Here is a 21,283-nt window from a genome sequence, read left to right on the forward strand (position 1 = left end):
TTATAAATCCTTGGATTCGACCGTAATCACCTCGATTCCGAACGCGGGCAACCGCTTCGAAATGGATTTTCCGTTTCTGATAGCCAGTTGAAAATCAGATGCCTGCGCCCGATTGTTCATTAAGACGACAAACAGCTTTTCGCCTTTTACGGCTTTGGCCAGTAGATAGTCAATCGACGGGTTATCGATCTTGGCCAGGTTTTCATCGATGAGCAGTGTCGCTTTTTCGCCATTGATCGTCCCTGGTGCGAAACCATACGTCTGGTGAGGGCCAACTTTAGGGGCTACGAACCCACGCGGGAATGTTACCTTTCCGCCCGACCGCAACTCCGCTTCAGCCATCAGGTAATCGGTGAGCCAGCCGATTTGCCACCAGGCGTGGTGTGGATACGGCCCGGAGCCTCTGTTCATGGCTTGCCAATAGTAGGAGGCAACACTGGTTTTAGGGTCAACGAACGCGTCGCGCCCAATGGCACCTGAACGGGCCATGTCCGCAAAAATTGGCTCTTTCGTCAGGCCATACATCCGGATGAACATCCCGGCATGACTACACAATTGAATCGGACCTAACCGGGTGGCCGAACCGAAAATACCACCATGTTCAAAACTCAAACCCGCCTGGCTGATTTCCCAATCTTCGCGTGGGGTCCCATTCACGGTTTTTGCCTGATGACTGGCAATGGGGTGGGTATAAATCGAAGTGGTATAGATCTTGGCCGCTGTAATAGCTGCGTCTTTGTAGCGGACGTCGCTGGTCAGGTCAAACAAATCCAGAAACGCCTGCGCCGATTGACCCGTAGCAAAGTCAGGGGCATAACGGGCATCGCCACATACGCCCAGAAAACTCCCCGTTTCAACGGCGTTTTTAATCAGCCAATCGGCTCCTTTTCGGGCGGCAGCGAGGTATTTCGGCTCTTTCAGAATCCGATAGGCAACAATCAATCCGTAAAATGTCGGCCTTACATCCTGAATGTCTTTGAAGATTTCCTGCTCCGAATGACGATCGTAGGCGACCGCCCAGTGGCCATCTGATTTCTGCCAGGTTAATAAACGGTCGGCACCGAAGCGCAGTCGTTCTTTCAATTCGGCGTTTTCTGGCTCGAATAACAGCATATTGCCGATGTCGAGCATGGTGTAGTAGGTTAAGCCAATCGGTTCGACCACTTCACCCCATTCTTCGACGAATTTTTTTGCTTTGGCCAGGTAGTATTGTCCCTCAGGAGCACCCTTGAAAAAACTATTTCCGGTTTCCTGCTGAGCCAGTTTGAAATTCTCGGCGTAGGGCAGAACGTTTTTTGTTAACGCCGTGTCTTTGGTAGCCGTTGCCAGCATCCACATGGCGCCGTAATCGGAGTTTTTCATGGCGTCTTTGTTCGATCCTACCACGCCACCCAGATACGATTGTGCCCCAATTTTCTTCCCCTCAAAATCCTCAATGTTCCACAAGGACGTTTTCGGATCGGTCAGGTAGTGGTGCATTTTGGCAATCCGGTCCGTTAATGATTGTTTGCTCTGCCGCAATGCCAATGCTTCGTTGAACCGATAAACGTCGTAAACAGCATGGTTCAGCGCTTTGAACCAGTCCCCATCGGTCAGGCTGTATCGGAAACTATAACTGATGGTTTCACCCGCTTTCAAGGCCGATTTTGGTTCGCCCAATACCGGATAATACAGCGTCGGCGAAAGCTGGGCTTTCCGGTTCATATGCGATAACCCGATGTTCCAGTCTATTTGCGTGATTTTATCATTCGCCCAGGGGTCGCGCGCCAGACCGGGCTCGGGAATAACCGAGAGGGTTATGCCGTTTTTGGTCGTTATCATCGGACTGAGTGTACTGGCGCAGCGTTCACGGTAGAGGACGGGCAAGGATGGAATGCCGTGACCATAGGCATAGGCCAGTGCGAAATTTGTCTGGATTTTATTTCCCTGAAAATAGCCGGGAACCGTTGCCCAGGTCAGATTCTGTTCTGAGATCGTGGCGATTGTCGGGCTGGCAAGCGAAAAATACCCATCTTTCTTGGGCTTAATGGTTTGCCTGACAATAATATCTGACGAAAATTTTGGGTCTAACGTCCATTCCGAAACAATGGTAGCGACTTCGGTTTCCTGGCTGAATACGACCTTGTTTTTTCCACTCTGTTCTGCCTTCTTCGGGAAGAAGTGGATGGCCTGTCCGGCCTTATTCAGCGAAACCGGATTGGTACTTTCTGCCCATTGCACTTGCTGGTAGTGATATTTCGGACTGGGGAAATCTTCGCCCGTAATCGTTTTGAATGTCGTATCGGGTTTCGGATTGGGCTTATCTGCTGAATAGAGCAGCGTATTTTCACCAGAAGGCGTACCAAGGGTTTGCCAGCGGTCGCCTTTCCTGACCTGAATCTGCTTCTCTTCGAAACCACGGGTGGTTTTTGTCCAGACCAGGCGAATACGATCATTAGCCAACTGAGGTGTAATCGTCTGTCCTGTTACTGGATGAAAGCCCGAAAAAGCACTTAGCGTCAGTAGATAAACAGCAATTAAGGTTTTATTCTTCATGTCAGGGTTTCAGAGTTACTGCTTGTAATCCGGTTGAGTATCAATTTATTCGTCACAAGTTTTTCAATCCTTCGCTGGCAAACGCCTTCAGTTGACCATCTTCGCTGGTATAGAGGATATACACATCCAAATCGGGTCTCCTGGCTAAAAAACGCTTCGTTGCTTCCAGGCCCATCACAAAAAACGCGGTGTCGTAGCCATCGGCGGTTATGGCATCCGGCGCAAATACGGTTACGCTCAACACCGAACTTTGCTCCATCGAACCCGTTTTTGGATTGATGATGTGGCTAAACGTCTGGCCGTTCGATTGGTAGTGGTTCCGGTAGTTTCCGGCGGTTGTCATAGCCCGGTTGACCAGCTTCATGGTCGTTTGCATTTTTCCGGGCTGGAGTGGATTCTCGATGCCGATTGTCCACGTTTGACCATCACCTTTCGGCCCTTTCGTCCGGATCTCCCCGCCAATTTCTACCATATACCGGTTAATCCCTTTGCGTTCCAGAAACTCAGCAATGACATCGACGCTATAGCCCTGAGCAATGCCATTAAAGTCCAGTCGTATGTTTTTCTTTACTTTTCGGATAGACACAGCATCAAACAAGACGTTGCGAAAACCAACTAACTGTAATAATGAATCGACATTGACCGGTCCTGTCGATCGTACTTTTTTAGGCCCAAACCCGTAGGCTTCAACCAGCGGCATCACCGTTGGGTCGAAAGCACCATTCGTTTCCCGGAACACCTCTTCCGATTTTTTGAGGACCGGGTAGAAATAGGGCAGCCGAAATCGATGCATCGTCTCCGAGCGATTAAACTGCGAAATCTCGGAATCGGCCACATAGGTGGATAGACAGTTGTCAATTGTTACCAGAACCGAATCAATTTCTTTTTTGAGATTACGCTGCTGTTCGTCCCTGTATTTGATGTGGTAGGATGTGCCCTGCGTTTCCCCTTCCAGACTGACCATTGGGTGCTCTGTTACCGCTTCTGCTCTCCCCAAAAAAGAGAGCAGAAGGAGCAGGAATACCCAGGGAATCCGGTTAAGGTTTGGCCGCAGTTGGTTCATCTTTAATAATTGCCATTAATTCCGGCAGGTGTTCCTGATAAACTCCGCGCGGTGATGTATTGTATTTTTTGCCCAGATAAGCCGCAAAGCCAACCACTTCGCCCATCATACCGCAGGTACGCATAACCCGCGTGCTGCCAAACGCAACGTGGGTTGTGCTGATATTGCGCCCAGCCATGAATAGATTGGGAATGTTGCGGGAATACAGACACCGATACGGAATGGTATAAGGCGCCACTTTAATGTGCTTGGTTCCGGCAAAAAACTCCTGTCCCTCAAAATATTTGCTGTTTTTGGCATCCGGAAAATGAAGGTCGATGGTCCAGGTGGCTGTTACGGTTCCGTCCGGGTATTGTTTCCCTTCCTGAATGTCCATTTGGTTCAGGACATGATCGCCCATGAGCCTTCTGGATTCGCGCTTGCCGCCGATATAAGCCACCCAGGCGAGTTCGCGCTTGGCATATTTGGCCTGTTTGTTGTGTTTCAGATACGCCCAGTTTCCATAGATGGCCCGCAGATTATGGTCGCGGATTTTTTCAGCATCAGTGATGGTGTTAAAATTACCAAAACCTGTTTCCCATTGCCAGTCGGCTTTGGCCTCGTCGATGTGATATTCATCTGAAAAGGGAATTGCCCAAGGCGTTTCGGGGAATGAAGAGGCCGTATCGCGCTCCAGCGACGCCCACAGATTTGATGTGCCGAGTGTAAAATCATCGGCTTTGTCGGCCGCCAGTGATTCGCCGGTATCGGTTTTGCTCTCCCGGCCAAACCGATAGTCGGCTCCGGCCAGATGCCCTAATGTACCGTCGCCGGTGCAGTCAGAAAACAAAGCACCCGTAAAACGCACTTCCTGATTGGTCGCAATGTCCCGCCCAATCACGGCGGCAATGGCATTCCCTTTCTTCTCGACTTTATAGACGTGGGTATTCAGGAAAAGTGAAATGTTCTTTTCGGCTTTGACGATGGAAAATTTTCGGGCATCGCCATACTCTTTGGCGTCGGCGTTTCCGTTGCCGGGGTCACCATTGTCCATTTCCCGAACAATGCGTCCCAACTTGGGGTAATGGTTTTTGTCGACATCGCCCATAAGGTGTACCCTGATTTCGGAACTGTTGTTCCCCCCCAAAACAGGACGGTCCTGAATCAACGCGACTTTCAGCCCCATTCGGGAGGCAGAAATAGCGGCACAGGTTCCGGCAACTCCGCCACCCACAACAACCAGATCGAAGTTTCCGGCTTCGGTGGGTTTATCCGTCAAGTTCAACAGCTTATTTCGGAAAGCGGTCAGTGCTTCGGGCTTATCGGGTGGTGTGAATTTGGGTGCATTGGTAAACAGAATGGCGTCGCAGCGTCCGTTAAAACCGGTCAGATCATGTAAAGCCAGCTTCATCTGCTCACTTTTTACGTCTATTTCTCCGCCACTATACCATTTCCATTCGTCGGAACCGCTTTCGCCAAAGATGGTTTTTATCGGCTGGCCATCAACGACAACCTGAAATTTACCGGGTCCTTTCGGGAAGGGTGCCCAGTCTTTGGTACGTATCCAGAGCTGATATTTACCCTTTTGGGGGAAAGTAATGGTGGTGGTGGCATCTTTTACCGGGCGACCCATGCCGTGTGCCATCAGGTAAGAGGAACCCATCACGACAAACGATTGCTGATCGATTACCCAACCGCCTTTATCCTGAAACGATTCTGTTTCCAGAAAGACATGATTCTGCGCCGAAAGGGGCAGAGTGAGCAACAGGCATAACAGAAATTGAAGGATTGTTTTCATTTTTGAGTAGCTCTTGTTTTAAACGCATTCATCTTCGCCACAACATCGTGATTCCGAGGGTGGAAAGCGGTCAGTACCCGGTAGATTTCAGCGGCATAGTCCTGATTGGCATTATTCAGATGATTCGCCATCGTTTGCTGGGCTTTGTCTGATAGCCTTGGTTGGGCAGCCAGCAAATTGAGCATCATCGTAAACTGTTCGCGGTTGGCATTGGCCATCTCGCTGGCGGTTGCTTCGGCCAGCGCATTCTGAAAGGGAATTTTGGCCAGTTTTTTTAAGATCGCAATTTGTAGCGGGTAGCCCGCCGACCGGTATGTTTCCCACAGCCAGATTTGACGGGCATTTTCCATGAAAAACGGGTTGCCGAGTTTTTGCAGTGCCGAACGGGCGGTAAAAATATTTTTTCCCCGAATAATGCTCAGCATATCAGGGCTGAACGACTCCAGGACCGTCCCGTCTTGAGCGACGACTTTTTCCATGGCCCAGTATTGGTAAAAGTGATTGCTGCTGGCCAGAAAACGGTGCAGTAGTGGCTCGGTTCGATAGGTCTCCGTTATCTTCTGCATTTCATCGACCACCTTTCCATGAACAATGTGCCAGAGCGTATAACAGGTGTAGACCGCACCGTCGATCACTTCATTTTTTACCGTTTTCAGTGTGGCCCCCGCTTTGGCGTCTACAGAATCGGCCAGATTTTCGGTTCCTTTCCCAACCAGATCCTCCATCGCTACATCTTTCAGGAGTGAGTTCGGGTTGTTCAGGATGTCCTGTAACTTGTCATAATCTTCCTGCTTGAATTCCCGGTGATCCATCTTGGTCAATACCTGCCCCGGCGGGAAATCATACCGGGTGTAATTGCCCAATAAATCCCAGTAGAAATTGATATACACCGGTTTACATTCGCCCGTCAGACAAACGGGCGTAAATACATTACGAAAGAAGTACGACGGCTGATCTGACTCATCGAAAGCCAGTTTGAGCGTGTAAGAAGTTGTGTCGTTTTCGGTGATGGTAAACTCCCGTATTTTGGCTGGCTTTCGGGCAAAAGGTGCTGGTCGTTCCGAAAAGCCGGAAAGTAGCAGCAGGATTACTAGAAAAGCCGTTGAGCGTACCATTTTGATGATTGATTAGACACCCGGTTAGAAACCTATAAGGTCTTTGAGACCTTATAGGTTTGGGCTACCTGTTTACTTCCAGGCTGTGTTTTGCTCCAGTTTTGGATTGGCATTCAGTTCATCCTGCGGAATCGGGAAGTATTTGTTCTTTGCCGTTACGTTTCGAACTGGATAAACGGCGTTGACAGCTTTGGGAATCACGGTCAGGTATTTGCCGGTGCGGGTGAGGTCATACCAGCGATCGCCCTCCGCGAAAAATTCCCAGGCACGTTCCTGAATAACCGCATCAACAAAAGCATCTTTGCTCAAACCCGTTTGCAGATCAGGCAATCCGGCCCGTTTCCGAACGGTATTGATATAACCGTATGCCGTTGGGGTTGCACCGTTCAGGCGGGCTTCAGCTTCGGCAGCAATCAGGTACATATCTGCCAGTCGGAAAATCGGGATATTATTGATTTCATTCAGCGTCGAAACCGGGTCCTGGTATTTCTTGATCAACACACCGTCAGTTGTAATAGGCGTAATGCTCTTTTGCGGAACGGTTTTGCCGTTTTTATCCACGTAGGTTGTGTCAAGCAAAAGCCGGCGTTTATCCTGCGGGTTGAATGAATTGTAGAAAGACTGATAAGCGAACATCGAACCGAACGTCGTTTTGCCGTATTCCGGTCCTGCGCTGGCAGGCGGTCCGCACAGACCGGTCAACTGGTGGCCCCGGCCGGGTGAAATCGGGTCAACTTCAAACGCCCACATATTCTCGATGCGAGCCGCATCTTCCTGATCATATTTATAGACGTTGCGGACATCCGGCATCAGGGCGTATTTTCCCGATGTGATCACCGCCTGTGCTTTTTCGAGCGCTTTTTGCCATTCTTCGTTATATAAAGCTGCTTTTGCGTAAAGTGCATTTACCACTTCCTTTGACGGACGGCCTTTGTCAACCGCCGGATACGAGGGCAAACCAGCTGCGAAGGCCATGTCTAAATCGGCATAAATCTGTTTATAAACATCGGCTTTGGGGCTTTTTCCAACAATGGCATCTGCCTGCGAATAGCTGGGCGTGGTCTTGATAACTACATCCCCGAAGTTTTTGGTTAACATCCAGAGGTAGAACGCCCGCAGGTAATAGGCCTCACCGATGATTTGCTTTTTGCGGGTTTCGTCCATTACGGCCGCCGGAACCTTGGCAATGATCCAGTTCGCTTTTTCAATGCCGTCATAGCCCGACGTCCAGATTTGCTGGGGCGCTTCATTGAGCCGGGAATTACTTTTCTGTGTCGTATAGTTGACATCATAAGTGAAAAGTGTCAGCGTATTACGGCCTACAACCCCCCGTGGGTAGGTCTGGTCATCGCTAAAATCGGCGATCAATGTTCCGGCTGGACCACTGTACATATCCGCAAACGGATCATAAGCCGCTATGAGCCCTTTCTCCGCATCGGCTGCGGTTTTGTAAAACGCTTCGGTATAGATGGACGAATAAATGGTTTCGTCCAGTTGGCAGGATGCCAGGCTGAAGGCAACTACTATAGGAATAAGTATCTTTTTCATTTGCTTAAAGAGCGAAAGAGTGAATGAGCGAAAGGTGAAGGATTGTAATAGTTGTGAATTGTATGAATGCGATCTATTTGCACGTTCACTCATTCACTCTTTCGCTCATTGGTTAAAACGTTACCTGAAGACCGCCCAGAAATGATTTGGCTTGTGGATACACCAGATTGTCGATACCAATGGCGGTATTTGAACCCGCGTACGTGTTCACTTCCGGATCAAAACCACTGTATTTAGTGATCGTGAAGAGGTTGTTGGTACTCACATACACCCGAATTTGCTGGAGTCCTTTGATGCGTGGCAGCGTATAACCCAACGTCAGATTCTTGCAACGCAGGTACGAGCCATCTTCAACTACCTGGCTGGTTACGGGCAGGCGACCTGCCTGAAAACCGCTCACATACTGATTGCTTGGGTTGGTAGCCGACCAGCGATTGGCAAGCCCTGCCAACTGATTCCGTTGTCCCAGCGGCATTTCGAACGAAAGACGGCTCGCGTTGTAAATATCATTTCCCTGTGAACCCGACAGAAACATATTCAGATCGAAGCCTTTGAACGATAGATTGGTGGAAAAACCGTAAATGAATTTCGGGTTCGGATTTCCGGTAATCACCTGGTCTGCAGCCGAAATAGCGCCGTCGCCGTTGATGTCTTTCACTTTCAGACCGCCCAAACGACCGTCATAACCAGGAAGAATTGCCTCGCCAGTTTGATTGATTCCGTCGAAAACATAGGTTTTGAAAACGCCCAGTGGCTGGCCAACTTTCAATACCGAATAGGCCGTGATGAACCGCTCCTGCGTGGTGCCACCGTCCAGATCCAGCACTTTATTGCGGTTCATAGTCATATTGCCAGAAACACTCCATTTTAGCGGGCCATCCAGAATCCGGGCATTTACGGCGAATTCCAGTCCCTTGTTTTCCAGCGAAGCAAAATTGCCCGTGATCGTGCTGTAGCCAGAGCTCAACGGCAAGCCTTTCACATACAATAAATCTTTGGTGGTCTTCTGATACGCATCGATAATGACGCTGATACGGTTATTAAGTAGGCTAATGTCAAGGCCAATGTCTGACTGGGTAGATTTTTCCCAGCGTAAATCGGGGTTGGCGATGCCCGACGGATTAATACCAATCATATACGTGTGATTAATGTTGTAATCACTACCGGGATTGGGTGCCGATACAGTCGCCAATGATTGATACGGGTTGAGACCACCGGCATTTCCGGTAATACCGTAGCTAGCACGCAGTTTCAAATCTGAAAGCCAGGAAAGGTTCTTGGCAAATGGCTCCTCAATGATCCGCCATGCTGCAGAAACAGCCGGAAATAAACCGTATTTGTTGTTGGCTCCGAATCTGCTGGACCCATCGACGCGGGCAGTCAAGTCCAGGAAATACTTGTCTTTGTAGCCGTAATTGATACGGGCTAGGTACGAGTCCAGACGGGTACGAGACCGACTGCTGGTGATCGTTCGGGTTAACGCCAGTTGCAGGGCTTCGTTCTGGGTGGCATCGTTCGGGAAGCCAGTGGCGTTGATTTGATTGGAATTATTGTCCTCCGATTGGGAAGCCACTACCGCCGTCGCCTTAAACGAATGATGCTGAGCAAACAGGGTGCTGTAGGTCAGGATGCTTTCGTGCAGCAAAGCCAGCCCGTTAGTATTCACCTTAAAGCCTGATCCCGAATTATCATTCAAATCCGCTTTGTTAACGATCGAACGGGGCGAATACCCATCGCGCAAACTACTTTGCAGGTCCGTATTGAAGGATGCCCGGTACGTTAGACCCTTCAGAATAGTAAAATCAGCATAGAGGTTGATGAGGGTCCGTTTGATGGCGTTCCGGTTCAGCACACTGGCGAAGTTGAGCGGATTGGTAACTTCCCGATACTGACCGCCAGCCTGCTCGCCAAATGGAAAAATCGTACCATCAGCACGGTAAGGTACCAGCGTTGGGGGGGCACCAATGGCCGCACCGAGGATGGAAGCCGTTACAACGCCCGCGTCACCGATCGTTTCAGAACCGGTTGTGATACCGGAGTTAATGGCGTAACTGCCTAAGATACTGGTTCCTACTTTTAACCGTTCGCTTATTCGGTGATCAACATTCAACCGGTATGAATACCGTTTAAAGGCCGAGTTAATGATGATACCGTCTTGATTGAAGTAACTAGCCGAAAGAGCTAACTGGGTTTTTTCGTTTCCGCCGTTGATCGACAACTGGTGATTTTGGATGGGTGCCTCACGGAAAATGAGATTTTGCCAGTTCGTGCCTGCCCCTAACGATGCTGGATCGGGATAGAAATTATTTTTGAAAACCTCGTTTTCCAATTGCGCAAATTGAGCCGCATTCAAAACCGGTAAGGTTTTATTTACTTTCTGCACACCATAATAGCTGTCGAGCGTTACGCGGGTAGCGCCTGTTTTACCGCGCTTGGTTGTAATGAGTACAACGCCGTTGGCTGCCCGTGACCCGTAAATGGCAGAGGCAGAGGCATCCTTCAGAATTTCGACTGACTCAATATCGTTCGGATTGATGGTCGAAAGCGGGCTGACATCGTTAATACCGCCACTGTTCGAAATCTGGATACCATCCACGACATACAACGGTTCGGAACTCCCGTTAATCGAGTTTGTTCCCCGAATCCGTACACTGACGTTTCCGCCGGGAGCGCCCGTATTCTGATTCACCTGAACGCCTGCAACCCGCGACTGGAGCCCCTGAGCCACGTTGGCAACTGGCGTTTGCACCAGATCAGCGGCTTTTACCGACGCAATAGCGCCTGTCGTTTCTATTTTTCGTTGTGTACCATAACCCACGACCACAACTTCGTTCAGCGACCGGTCGTCGGTCTGAAGCGTCAGATCAATCGTCGAGCGATTTCCTACTGTAACGTCCTGCGAGACATAGCCGATAAAGGAGAATGTAAGAACTGCTGTTCCGTTTTCGGTCGATACGTTGGGTAAAGAATACCGGCCTTCTGCATTCGTGGTCGTACCGCGTTGGGTATTCTTCAGTATGACACTGACACCTGGCAACGCATTGCCGTCTGGTCCTGTTACACGCCCATTGACAGTAAGGCCCTGAGCCAGCACACCCGATGCCGCTGCAAGAACCGTTAGTCCCAGACAGAAGAGGAATCGTATTCGTTTTTTCATGAGGTTAGTTATAGGAATAATTAAATTTTTTGGTCCTGGCGTCTGGTACTTTCTTCTGTGGTGGTAGGTATTAAAAAAGCCCCAAATCACACGGAAGATGCCTATTCCAGCGCTGTTTGTTTGAATTTCTCTTCAAAACTGCCTTTTGTCAAGGAAAACTTTACTTATTTTTCTGGGAACATTCCCAATTTAAATTGGGAATGTTCCCAGAAAAAAATGATCTTTAAGTGCTGGTTTTAGATTTCTAATATCGTTAATTCGGGAAAGTACAATTTTATGCAACAGCACCTGCCTACTATTATCGACATTGCCCGGCAACTGGGTATATCAAAATCGACAGTATCGCGCGCCTTAACGGCACATCCCAATGTGAGTGCGAAGACGCGGCAACGGGTGCTGGAACTGGCCGAACAACTGGATTATCAACGGAATCAGTTAGCCATCTCACTGCTGACCAATCAGACCCGGACCATAGGTATTATGGTGCCTGAATTCATCAGCTTTTTCTTTCCAAAAGTGATTATTGGTGCGCAGGAAGTGCTGGCCGAAGCTGGCTACAATGTCGTAATCTGTCACTCCAATGAATCGTACGAAACCGAGGTAGAGAACGCTAAAGCACTGCTGGCCAGTCGTGTCGATGGGTTGATCGTGTCGCACACCAAAGAAACCCGCAATTTTGATCATTTTCGCATCTTTCAGCGCAAGGGCGTTCCGGTCGTGTTTTTCAACCGGGTCTGCGAAGATATGAATGTGTCGAAGGTTACGGTCAATGATTACGACGGGGCTTTTCGGGCTATTGAGCACCTGATCCAGACCGGCCGACGGCGTATTGCCCACCTTGCCGGGCCAGACAGCCTGCCCAATAGCCGTAATCGGCTCAATGGCTACCGCGATGCGCTGCGGCATTATGGCATTGCCGAAGAACCGGAACTGGTCATTTCGTATGACCTGACGCTGGAGAAGGCTAATATCTATGTGAATCACCTGCTAAATCTGCCTCAGCCACCCGACGCGTTGTTTACGATCAATGACCCCACTGCCATCGAAGCACTCAAGGTGATCAAAAGTCGTGGACTGCGCATTCCCGACGATATTGCCATTGTTGGATTCAGCAACGATCCGATTTCTGCGTTGGTCGAGCCAGGCATAACGACTGTTTCTCAGCCTGTTAGTGAAATTGGCCAGCAGGCCGCTGCCTTATTGATGGAGCAAATAACGGATAAGGACAATACTGTACCTCCAAGAACAATTGTGCTGGAAACGCAGCTCATTATAAGAGGGTCGACGGTACATTAAGCAAATAGTGTTCGCCCGGTCCGAAGATCCTATCACGAAAGCAAACGATTTGTGTTAATTTTTTGACAAATAAAATGCTGAATAATAACAGCTTGAAAACAGTAGATTAAAATACGGGTAATGTTTAAGCACTTCCTTTGTGCTTCGAAAATAGCCTATGAAGATCGTTCTGTCAGTTGCCTTTGTTTCGGTTGACATTCAGGCAATTACCCCTAAATGGTGCCGATCGCACGGGCGCTTAATCCAATGCTTATGAAGATGCTACTATGCCTCGTAGCCTGTTTCGTTGGCATACTTTCCTTTTCAGGATTTGATGTTAATGTTATCCTCTCTCAATCAACAACAATCGATTCGCTGGGTGCCTGTCAGGGAGTGAGTTACCAGTCGGGCAAGGCCTATCTCTACGGCGATCGTGAAGTGGGTGTGATTCGCACCTATGCAGTTGGTAAAGATGCGCTGACCTATGCCGGTCAGGAAGTTAAATTAACGGTAGAGGGTAAGGATGTTATTAACCACCCGACCGGAATCGCGTACAATAAAACCGGCCCAACCTTCATCGGCAACAGTATACGGTTGAATCCCGAAGGCACGCAATGGCGGGCGGTGATCTATTTGGTGAACTGGGCGGGACTGCTCCGTACCGGAACGCTCGATGGCAATTTGCTGAGTACAATCGAAGATGATGCCTGCATTCAGGGCACCCGGCCCGAATATGTCCAGTACCAGAAAAAGTGGTACGTGGCCACTGCCGACTATGGCGACAAACGCAATGAAGTCCGGCTCTACGATCCTGTCTTGCTGGCAAAAGCCAAAAAAACCAGCGAGCCGGGTGTGGTTGTGAAAAAATTTACCTGCTCACCCTGGGTGCAAAACCTGCACTGGATTCCGTCGAAAGGGGTACTCGTGCTGATTCAGAATCAGATCGAAGGACGTCGCTGGCGATTTACGTTCGTAGATTTGAAAAAATCCATTGAGTCTGGACAAGAACAGGTTATCAAGGTAATTGACGTGGATAAAGCCGATGAATTAGAAGGCTTTACGCTCCTGAACAATCTCAGGACGGGAATCGCTGATACGTCATCCCGCAGCAATAATGTGCATTTTATGAACCTCAACTGGTGAGGTTTCCAACCGAGCTTACCAAAATCTAATTCCAACATACAACTTGATATGAATCACTACTCAATTCAGTTGAGCAGAGGACTCTTGTGCCTGCTGCTACTGCTTAGTCCACTCGTCTATAGACCGGTTTGGGCAGCTAATGCCTCGCTCATGTCGGGCCAGACCAGCCGGTTAGTCAAACTGACGGGAATTGTAACGGACGAACAAAATCAGCCAATTCCGGGAACCAATATTGTTGAAAAACAAACGCGCAAAGGTACCGTTACTGACGCTGCAGGACGGTTTATCATCGATGTGAACGCAGGGGCAACACTGGTCTTTTCGTCAGTCGGTTTTGCCACGCAGGAGATTGTCGTTGGTTCGCAATTAACACTGAACATTACGCTGAAAGAAGACGTAAATCAGTTGAGCGAAGTCGTGGCGGTGGGGTATCAGACATTGCGAAAGAGTGATGTTACCGGGGCCATTTCGAACGTAAAAGCCAGAGAACTAAACATTGCTGCCCCAACGCTCGGACAGGCGCTGGTGGGTAAGCTCGCTGGGGTACAGGTGTCGCAGGTAGGTGGTGCTCCGTATAATTCGACCAAAATTCGGGTGCGGGGTATCGGGTCGATCAACGCCAGTTCAGATCCGCTCTACGTCATTGATGGATTCCCGGCTGGTAACGACGTGTTTATCAACCCGAATGACATCGAAAGTATCGATATTCTGAAAGATGCGGCTTCGGCGGCTATCTACGGGTCGCGGGCGTCGGGTGGGGTTGTTATCATTACGACCAAACGCGGTAAAGACGGCAAAGGGAAGTTCGATTATGAATATCAGTATGGCATCAACCAGCTGGCTAAGAAAGTGGATCTGCTGGATGCCAGCGGCTTTGCTCAAGTGATGATTGATGGCCGTAACAACACCTACCGCGATCTGGTACAGAACAGCGGCAAGCCCTGGACCGACGCGATGTTCTCCGACGACAACGCCACCCGCATCGCTAAGGTCGGAAATGCCAGCTCCGTCAGTATTCCGACCGATATGTATGATTTTGCCAGTCAGAAACTCATTACGCCAAAATATAACACAGATTGGCAGAATGAGCTTTACCGGAATGCGCCCGTTAGCCGTCATAACCTTACCTTCTCTGGCGGTAACAATGGGGTTCGTTATCTGTTGAGCGGTGGGTATCAGAATCAACAGGGGATCATTGTCAATACCAAGCAGGAACGGGTCAATTTCCGGGCGAACATTGATGGCGATATCAGCAAGAAATTCAAGGTGGGGGCCAGCGTTTTTGTTACATCGACCAGCAATCGCGAAGTGCAGGAAGGTCGCTTCAACCAGGGGCCAATTCTGGGTGCATTGATTTATGCCCCAATTTTCAGGGCTTACGATGACAAAGGCAATCTGGTGAAAAACGAGATGGCCTCCCAGCAACCTGTATATGGGTATCAGACGATCGAAAACCCGGTTGCAATGGCGATGGAAACCAACATTACGCGTAAAGGTCTGCGCGGCACATACAACGGTTCGGCCAGCTATGAGATCATTCCGGGCCTGGTTGCCAAAGCTAGCCTCGGTCTACAAACCTATAACGAAAAGTATAGCTACTATTTGCCAACCAGCCTGAGTAACGGAAACAATCCACCCTATTCGCCCCAGGCAATTGCGGCTGCAACAGCCTCTGCACTACAGCTTACGACTCAGAATGTACTGGCTGAATTTACGGCAACCTACGCAAAACAGTGGGGCAAACACAGCCTGAACGGTCTGGTTGGGTACACAGCTCAGAAAACGAACCTCGACCAGATTAGTGTGTCGGCGCAGGGTTTTCAGAACGACGCCATTCAGGAAATTACAGCTAAGGGAGCCGATCCAACGAACTTTTTCCTGAACCTACCTCCCGCACCGGGTAGCGGGGTTCCGAATACAACCACTTCACTGTCAACCAGTAGCATTGGATTTACTGGAACCGGCAAGCAGGAAGAAACGCTACTTTCCTATCTGGCACGGGCCGAGTATAACTACGACAGCCGGTATTTTCTGACGGCAGCGTTCCGTACCGATGGATCGTCGCGTTTTGGGCCGCTCAATCGCTGGGGTAATTTTCCGTCAATATCGGGAGGCTGGACTATCTCGAATGAGCCGTTTTATACAGACTGGCTGGGCGCAGCCTCCACGCTCAAACTTCGGGGAAGCTGGGGACTCACCGGAAACTATAATGTTGGTAACTACAATTACCTGCAAACGATGAACAGCCCTACCGGAGCCGTATTTGGATCGGGTACGATACAGACAGCCTTCTATTCGGGAGCCATCAAAGACCAGAAACTTGGCTGGGAGTCGACATCGCAGTATAATCTTGGTCTGGATGTCGGTCTGTTCAATAACCGGTTATTACTGATTGCCAATGGTTATCTAAGTGACTCATATAACCTGTTGTTCAACCAACCGATTTCGGCTATTTCGGGTACGACAAGTATCCTGACGAACCTGCGGGATTCTAAAATTCGCAACCAGGGCGTTGAGTTACAGATCGATGGCCGGGCCGTTTCGACCCAGGACTTTAAACTGAATCTGAGTGGTAACATCTCCTTCAACCGCAATAAAGTCCTGAACATGGGCGGAGCCAACACGATTCTGTCGGCAGGTGCTGAGCGTTCGTACATCACGCACATTACGCAGGAAGGCCAGCCAGTGGGTATGTTCTATGGTTTTAAAGCCATTGGGATGGTGCGGCAAAAAGACATGGATAATATTGCCGCCGACAATGCGGTTTACAACTCGGCTACGCAGTCGTTCCCGGCGGGTTATGTCCTGAAAGGGCCCGCCCGCTCAACGGCATCGACCAACCCGCTTCGTCCCGGCGACCTGATTTTTCAGGATGTAAACGGCGATGGCGTTGTGAATGATGCTGATAAGCAGGTGATTGGATCGCCGTATCCAAAGTTCACCTATGGTTTTTCGGTAACGGCCACTTACAAAGCATTCGATGCGAATGCCTCATTCAACGGCATATATGGTAGCCAGGTGCTCGATGGGCAGGATTACTACCTTTTCAACATGGAAGGCTCGGGTAATCAGTACTCGGTCGTGGCTGATCGCTATCGGTCAGAAGATCAGCCGGGCAATGGCCAGATTTTCCGGGCATCACGGGGCGGTACGCAGAGCAATAGCACCCGACTGTCGACTTTCTACCTGCAAAATGGCTCCTACTTCCGTTGTGCTAATATCACACTGGGATATAACCTGCCTGCTGCACTCATCAGCAAAGCGCGGGTAAGCGGCCTGCGTCTGTACGTTAACGTCAATAATGCCTTTACGATCACCAAATACAAAGGATATAACCCTGAAGTAGACTACAACAATGGCGCTAACCTGGCTCCTGGTGTCGATTATGGGAAATATCCGCTGGCACGCGGCTACAACATCGGTGCGAAAATCACTTTTTAAGTAATCAATACCGGACTCTGTACGATGAATAATGAGGATCTCTATCCAGTATTCATCGTACAGGGTTCACTGGCCAACATAATCATGAACTTTAGATCACCACTTCGATACATACCCCTGCTGACGTTTTTTTTGCTAGGATCGTGCAGTCAGGATTTTCTGGTTGAAACCAACCCCAATGCCATCGCTACGGCCGATTATTACAAAACCGAGAATGACGTACTGCTGGCACTAAACGGCGTGTATAATGCCCTGCGCGATAATAGTGGTATTGCCGAAGGGAGTGGACTTTATTCGGAAGAACGCTCCGACAATACGGGGCGGAACGACAATCAGTCAAACGCCGGAGAGCCGTTTCAGTTTAATGCATTCGCGATTTTACCGAGCAATTCGTACCTGCAAACGCACTGGACGTCGTTGTATCAGACCATTACCCGCGCTAACTATGTGCTGGCTGGCTCCGAAACCGTGACGTATGCCAAAGCGGATACGAAAGCCCAGTATCAGGCTGAAGCCAAATTTATTCGGGCCCTGATTTATTTCCATCTGGTACGGAAATGGGGTGATGTGCCGCTTGTCACAAAGCCACTTACCACTACCGACGATGTGACGACAAATACCTTTCGCGAGAAAAAAGAAAAGGTCTACGCTCAGATCGTAGCTGATCTTACAGACGTGATTAATAGCTCGCTACCCGACATTCGGACATCGGCCGATAAGGGTCGCGTTTCGAAAGTGGCCGGTAATGCGCTATTAGGACAGGTATATCTCACTATGGCAACGACGCTTGATCAGGCTAATCGGGCAGCTAACCTCAATCAGGCCAAGACCTATTTGACCAATGCCTACAGCAAGCGGACGTTCGGACTGCTGAAAGAAATCCCGTATGCCGATGTATTCGATGTGAGCAAAAAGACGGCCAATCCCGAAGCGATTTTTCAGATTGTCTATAAGCAGGGCGACATTAACTATTCGTCGAGCATCGCAGCCAACAATCAGGCACAGGGAGAAACGATCAACTCACTGAAAACCGCAACGGGCGTTGGCGGTAACGTGACGCCCGATCTGGTAAAAGATTATGAAGAAGGTGATGTGCGGAAAGATTTTTCGATCAAATACGCGAATGCGGCTGTGGTGAAAGACTATTTTATCACCAAATTTCGGGATGTGAGCTTGACGGCTGGCACGAGTGGCTACGGCGGAAACGACTGGTTGCTGATTCGCTACGCTGACGTGATTCTGATGCTGGCCGAGGTGAATCTGTATCTCGGTGACGAGGCTACGGCTATTAGCTTGCTCGATCAGGTACGCGACCGGGCTAAGCTGCCGCTTTATGCCGTTGCGAAAAACAATGCGGCCTATAGTGCGAAATACTCAACGCTCAAACTTGCCATCCTGCACGAACGGCGCGTTGAACTGGCCTTCGAAAACCAGCGCTGGTTCGACTTATTAAGATTTTTTACCCCCGATGAATTAGTAACGTATTTCCGTGCCAAATCCCAGACCGATTTTGGAGCGGCTCAGCTAACCAACTTTGGTCCGAAAGATTATTATTACCCGATTCCGTTCAATGAATACAAACTGAATCCAACCAGGATGGCCCAGAACCCTGGGTATTAAGTGACTAAACGTTGATAGGATGAGAAATACCGTAGGCATTCCTCATCCTATCAACGTTTAGTCCAGCTGGGCCGCTTTAAGAAAGCCACGAAGCGTTTGTAGATCGTGTTTTATTGCGGCTAAAACGGTTTCTCTGGGCATGGTAAGCTGCCGTTGACCCGTGTCGGCCCCGCCTAGCGGAAACTCGTAATGGATTGACATTGGTCCCGAAAAACTGTACTGTTTCAAGAGTGCGAAGTATGCTTTGAAATCGACCATACCTTCGCCAAGTGGCACCACCTGATCGTGCCATTTATCTGCTTTCTTCACCCAGATAAAATCCTTGATATCAATGCACCGAATGTGTGCTTTCAGAACATCTAATCCATTTATCCATGACATGCCACCTTCTGCAACGGCGTGTTTGATATCGTACTGACAGCCCAGCCAGCGAGGGTCGATGTCTTTGATGAGCTCCCACAAATCCCAAACCGCTGCCCCAACTCGTGTACCGGCATGATTCTGATAGGCACCGTGGATCCCATATTTCTGGTTCAAAGCCGCCAGTTTCTGCAACTGCTCTTTATAACGGTCGAGGCTCTGGGCAACCCCTAAAGCCCGGTCGTAATTCAGGTAAGCTGTCCGATAATTGGGTATGCCAAGTCTGGTCGCCGTTTTTAAGATCGGTTCGGTAAGTGGATCGTCCGGGCTAATCACGTCAGTCGTGATCATGGGTACGTCTAAACCTGCTGTCCGAATAACCGATACGGCTTTAGGCAGATCGTCTACAACGCGTTCGGGGGCAACATGTCCACCTTTCCGAACGGTGAGATCTATGCCGGAAAATCCCAGAGTAGCTGCCGTTTCGGCCATTTCTGGTATGGATAACCAGTGCAGATGTTTGGAGAAGATACAGATTGTTGAACCCTTGCCAGCCATCGGAGGCAAGGGTTCAGTGGCTGCAAAGTCCAGTGAAGGCAATACTAGCCCGGCTGTTGCTACCGAACCTATAAATTGCCGTCTGCTTATAAAATGGGCTTGCTCTGTTCTCATCGATCACGGGGACAGAATCTGGCTTTAGGCAGGCTATCGCCCTCGTGTTGTGAGGTAATAAACCGGAATCCCTAACCCTGCAATTAACAGGCCCATGCCTGTATTGAAGGTTTTGGTATAAAGCAGAATAGCACAAATCGTCAGTGCGGCAATGATATAGAGCGCTGGCACAAGCGGGTAACCGAATGCGCGGTAAGGCCGTTCGGCATTTGGTTCGGTACGCCGAAGCCGGAACAGACCCGCAATGGTGACCATGTAGAACAGGAGCGATGCAAACGTGCAGTAATCGAGCAGATCGCCATATTTTCCGGAAAGACACAGGATGGATGCCCAGATGCACTGAAGCCATAATGCGCGGCCCGGAACGGCATTTTTGTTGAGGTGCGATGCCTGCTTGATAAACAGCCCATCTTTAGCCATCGCATAATAGAGTCGTGCTCCGGCCAGAATCAATCCATTATTACAGCCAAAAGTCGAAATCATGATCAGAACGGCCATGATCGCGACGGCTACATTTCCAAAAACTGTTTCGACGGCCGCCGTTGCGACACGGTCGGCGTCGGCAAACTGGATGCCCCGGCCGACGATGTCCGTAGCTGTTGGTAAGCCTTTGAGAGGCAGCAGAGAAAGGTAGGAAACGTTGGCCAGGAAATAGATCGTTGTGACAATGAGCGTTCCGAAAAACAGAGCGAGCGGAATATTTCGGCGCGGATTTTTGATTTCTCCGGCAATGAACGTTACGTTGTTCCAGGCATCGGCTGAAAATAAAGAGCCAATCATGGAGGTGCCAAAAGCGAGTATAAGCGCCATGCCCGCCAATGGAATAACATCGCCTGTTGCCGATGTGCTGCTCGCATCCCAGGCATTGCTGAGATTGGTTGAGAGCAAGCCACTGCTCAGGCCGATCGTAATTCCGATGACAATCAAACCAAGCAGAGCAATCAGCTTGGCCGATGTAAACACGTTTTGAATCAATTTGCCACTCTGTACGCCCCGGCTGTTTAGCCAGGTAAGTAATACCAGGCTGGCAATGGCGAAGAGCGAGCCCAGTGTAACTTTAACCGGCCCCAGCGCCAGTAAGACATTATCGGGCCCCAATGCCGGAATAAAGACCGCTGTATATTTTGTGAAGGCCACTGCTACGGCAGCAATGGTGCCCGTCTGGATGACCATAAAAACGGTCCATCCGTATACGAAGCCCGTCAGGTGACCATAAGCGCGCTGAATGTAAATGTACTGCCCGCCTGCTTTGGGCATCATGCCTGCCAGCTCGCCATAGCTGAGTGCTGCGGCCACCGTTAATACGCCGGTTAATACCCAAAGCATCAGTAGCCAACCCGACGAACCGAGGTTACGGGCCATGTCAGCAGTGACAATAAAAACACCCGAACCGATCATCGAACCCGAAACGATAAGGGTAGAGTCGATGAGGCTCAGTGAGCGTTTGAATTCGGTTGGTTCTGTGGTCTCATTGACCGACGAAACGGGTTGAGGTACGTTTTCTGACATTGAAGAAGAAGATATATTGACAAGAAGCGGTCTATTGTGCAAAAAAACAAACCTTTGCCCGTAAATGC

12 protein-coding genes are annotated in these 21,283 nt (G+C 49.6%); 4 read left to right on the forward strand and 8 right to left on the reverse strand.

Going from position 1 to position 21,283, the window contains the following annotated elements; genetic code table 11:
- The 6 genes from G8759_RS05750 to G8759_RS05775 all read right to left on the reverse strand — a co-directional run bounded on the left by G8759_RS05750 (position 1) and on the right by G8759_RS05775 (position 11,195).
- On the reverse strand, positions 1-2,535 hold the full coding sequence (locus G8759_RS05750; protein WP_167206044.1) for a glycerophosphoryl diester phosphodiesterase: 2,535 nt from the start codon (positions 2,533-2,535) through the stop codon (positions 1-3).
- Positions 2,536-2,587: 52 nt separating this feature from the next.
- Positions 2,588-3,598 (reverse strand): FAD:protein FMN transferase, encoded by a 1,011-nt coding sequence (locus tag G8759_RS05755; RefSeq protein WP_167206046.1) that lies wholly within the window; start codon positions 3,596-3,598, stop codon positions 2,588-2,590.
- Positions 3,573-5,375 carry an FAD-dependent oxidoreductase gene (locus tag G8759_RS05760; protein WP_167206049.1) on the reverse strand — a complete coding sequence of 601 codons (1,803 nt, stop codon included), beginning with the start codon at positions 5,373-5,375 and terminating at the stop codon, positions 3,573-3,575. The genes G8759_RS05755 and G8759_RS05760 overlap by 26 nt, the downstream gene beginning before the upstream one ends.
- Positions 5,372-6,490 (reverse strand): hypothetical protein, encoded by a 1,119-nt coding sequence (locus G8759_RS05765; RefSeq protein WP_167206051.1) that lies wholly within the window; start codon positions 6,488-6,490, stop codon positions 5,372-5,374. The genes G8759_RS05760 and G8759_RS05765 overlap by 4 nt, the downstream gene beginning before the upstream one ends.
- Before the next feature lie 72 nt (positions 6,491-6,562).
- The gene (locus G8759_RS05770) at positions 6,563-8,038 is read right to left on the reverse strand and encodes a RagB/SusD family nutrient uptake outer membrane protein (RefSeq protein ID WP_167206053.1); all 1,476 of its coding nucleotides are present in this window, start codon (positions 8,036-8,038) and stop codon (positions 6,563-6,565) included.
- A gap of 112 nt (positions 8,039-8,150) precedes the next feature.
- Complete coding sequence (locus G8759_RS05775; RefSeq protein WP_167206055.1) at positions 8,151-11,195, reverse strand: SusC/RagA family TonB-linked outer membrane protein; 3,045 nt, start codon at positions 11,193-11,195, stop codon at positions 8,151-8,153.
- A 276-nt stretch (positions 11,196-11,471) separates the two neighbouring features.
- Here G8759_RS05775 and G8759_RS05780 point away from each other — a divergent pair, with 276 nt between their 5' ends.
- The 4 genes from G8759_RS05780 (at position 11,472) to G8759_RS05795 (ending at position 18,674) form a co-directional block, all read left to right on the forward strand.
- Positions 11,472-12,491 carry a LacI family DNA-binding transcriptional regulator gene (locus G8759_RS05780; protein WP_167206057.1) on the forward strand — a complete coding sequence of 340 codons (1,020 nt, stop codon included), beginning with the start codon at positions 11,472-11,474 and terminating at the stop codon, positions 12,489-12,491.
- Between the two features lie 252 nt (positions 12,492-12,743).
- Entirely contained in the window at positions 12,744-13,613 is an 870-nt protein-coding gene (locus tag G8759_RS05785) for a hypothetical protein (RefSeq protein WP_167206059.1), read from the forward strand.
- A 48-nt stretch (positions 13,614-13,661) separates the two neighbouring features.
- Positions 13,662-17,054, forward strand: coding sequence for a SusC/RagA family TonB-linked outer membrane protein (locus tag G8759_RS05790; protein ID WP_167206061.1), 3,393 nt, complete (start codon positions 13,662-13,664; stop codon positions 17,052-17,054).
- A gap of 24 nt (positions 17,055-17,078) precedes the next feature.
- Positions 17,079-18,674, forward strand: a complete 1,596-nt coding sequence (locus G8759_RS05795; protein ID WP_232074145.1) for a RagB/SusD family nutrient uptake outer membrane protein — start codon at positions 17,079-17,081, stop codon at positions 18,672-18,674.
- 57 nt (positions 18,675-18,731) lie between these two features.
- Here G8759_RS05795 and G8759_RS05800 read toward each other — a convergent pair whose 3' ends face one another.
- Together G8759_RS05800 and G8759_RS05805 are read right to left on the reverse strand one after the other, a co-directional pair.
- Positions 18,732-19,706, reverse strand: a complete 975-nt coding sequence (locus G8759_RS05800) for a sugar phosphate isomerase/epimerase family protein (protein ID WP_167206063.1) — start codon at positions 19,704-19,706, stop codon at positions 18,732-18,734.
- 33 nt (positions 19,707-19,739) lie between these two features.
- Entirely contained in the window at positions 19,740-21,215 is a 1,476-nt protein-coding gene (locus G8759_RS05805; protein WP_162385600.1) for an APC family permease, read from the reverse strand.
- Positions 21,216-21,283 lie beyond the last annotated feature (68 nt).

Origin of the sequence: Spirosoma aureum (assembly GCF_011604685.1) — a bacterium.
In the GTDB taxonomy this organism is placed as follows: domain Bacteria; phylum Bacteroidota; class Bacteroidia; order Cytophagales; family Spirosomataceae; genus Spirosoma; species Spirosoma aureum.

Coding starts and splice junctions, on each gene's coding strand:
- G8759_RS05750 (WP_167206044.1), bottom strand. CDS start 2,535: ATGAAGAATAAAACCTTAATTGCTGTTTATCTACTGACGCTAAGTGCT.
- G8759_RS05755 (WP_167206046.1), bottom strand. CDS start 3,598: ATGAACCAACTGCGGCCAAACCTTAACCGGATTCCCTGGGTATTCCTG.
- G8759_RS05760 (WP_167206049.1), bottom strand. CDS start 5,375: ATGAAAACAATCCTTCAATTTCTGTTATGCCTGTTGCTCACTCTGCCC.
- G8759_RS05765 (WP_167206051.1), bottom strand. CDS start 6,490: ATGGTACGCTCAACGGCTTTTCTAGTAATCCTGCTGCTACTTTCCGGC.
- G8759_RS05770 (WP_167206053.1), bottom strand. CDS start 8,038: ATGAAAAAGATACTTATTCCTATAGTAGTTGCCTTCAGCCTGGCATCC.
- G8759_RS05775 (WP_167206055.1), bottom strand. CDS start 11,195: ATGAAAAAACGAATACGATTCCTCTTCTGTCTGGGACTAACGGTTCTT.
- G8759_RS05780 (WP_167206057.1), top strand. CDS start 11,472: ATGCAACAGCACCTGCCTACTATTATCGACATTGCCCGGCAACTGGGT.
- G8759_RS05785 (WP_167206059.1), top strand. CDS start 12,744: ATGAAGATGCTACTATGCCTCGTAGCCTGTTTCGTTGGCATACTTTCC.
- G8759_RS05790 (WP_167206061.1), top strand. CDS start 13,662: ATGAATCACTACTCAATTCAGTTGAGCAGAGGACTCTTGTGCCTGCTG.
- G8759_RS05795 (WP_232074145.1), top strand. CDS start 17,079: ATGAATAATGAGGATCTCTATCCAGTATTCATCGTACAGGGTTCACTG.
- G8759_RS05800 (WP_167206063.1), bottom strand. CDS start 19,706: ATGAGAACAGAGCAAGCCCATTTTATAAGCAGACGGCAATTTATAGGT.
- G8759_RS05805 (WP_162385600.1), bottom strand. CDS start 21,215: ATGTCAGAAAACGTACCTCAACCCGTTTCGTCGGTCAATGAGACCACA.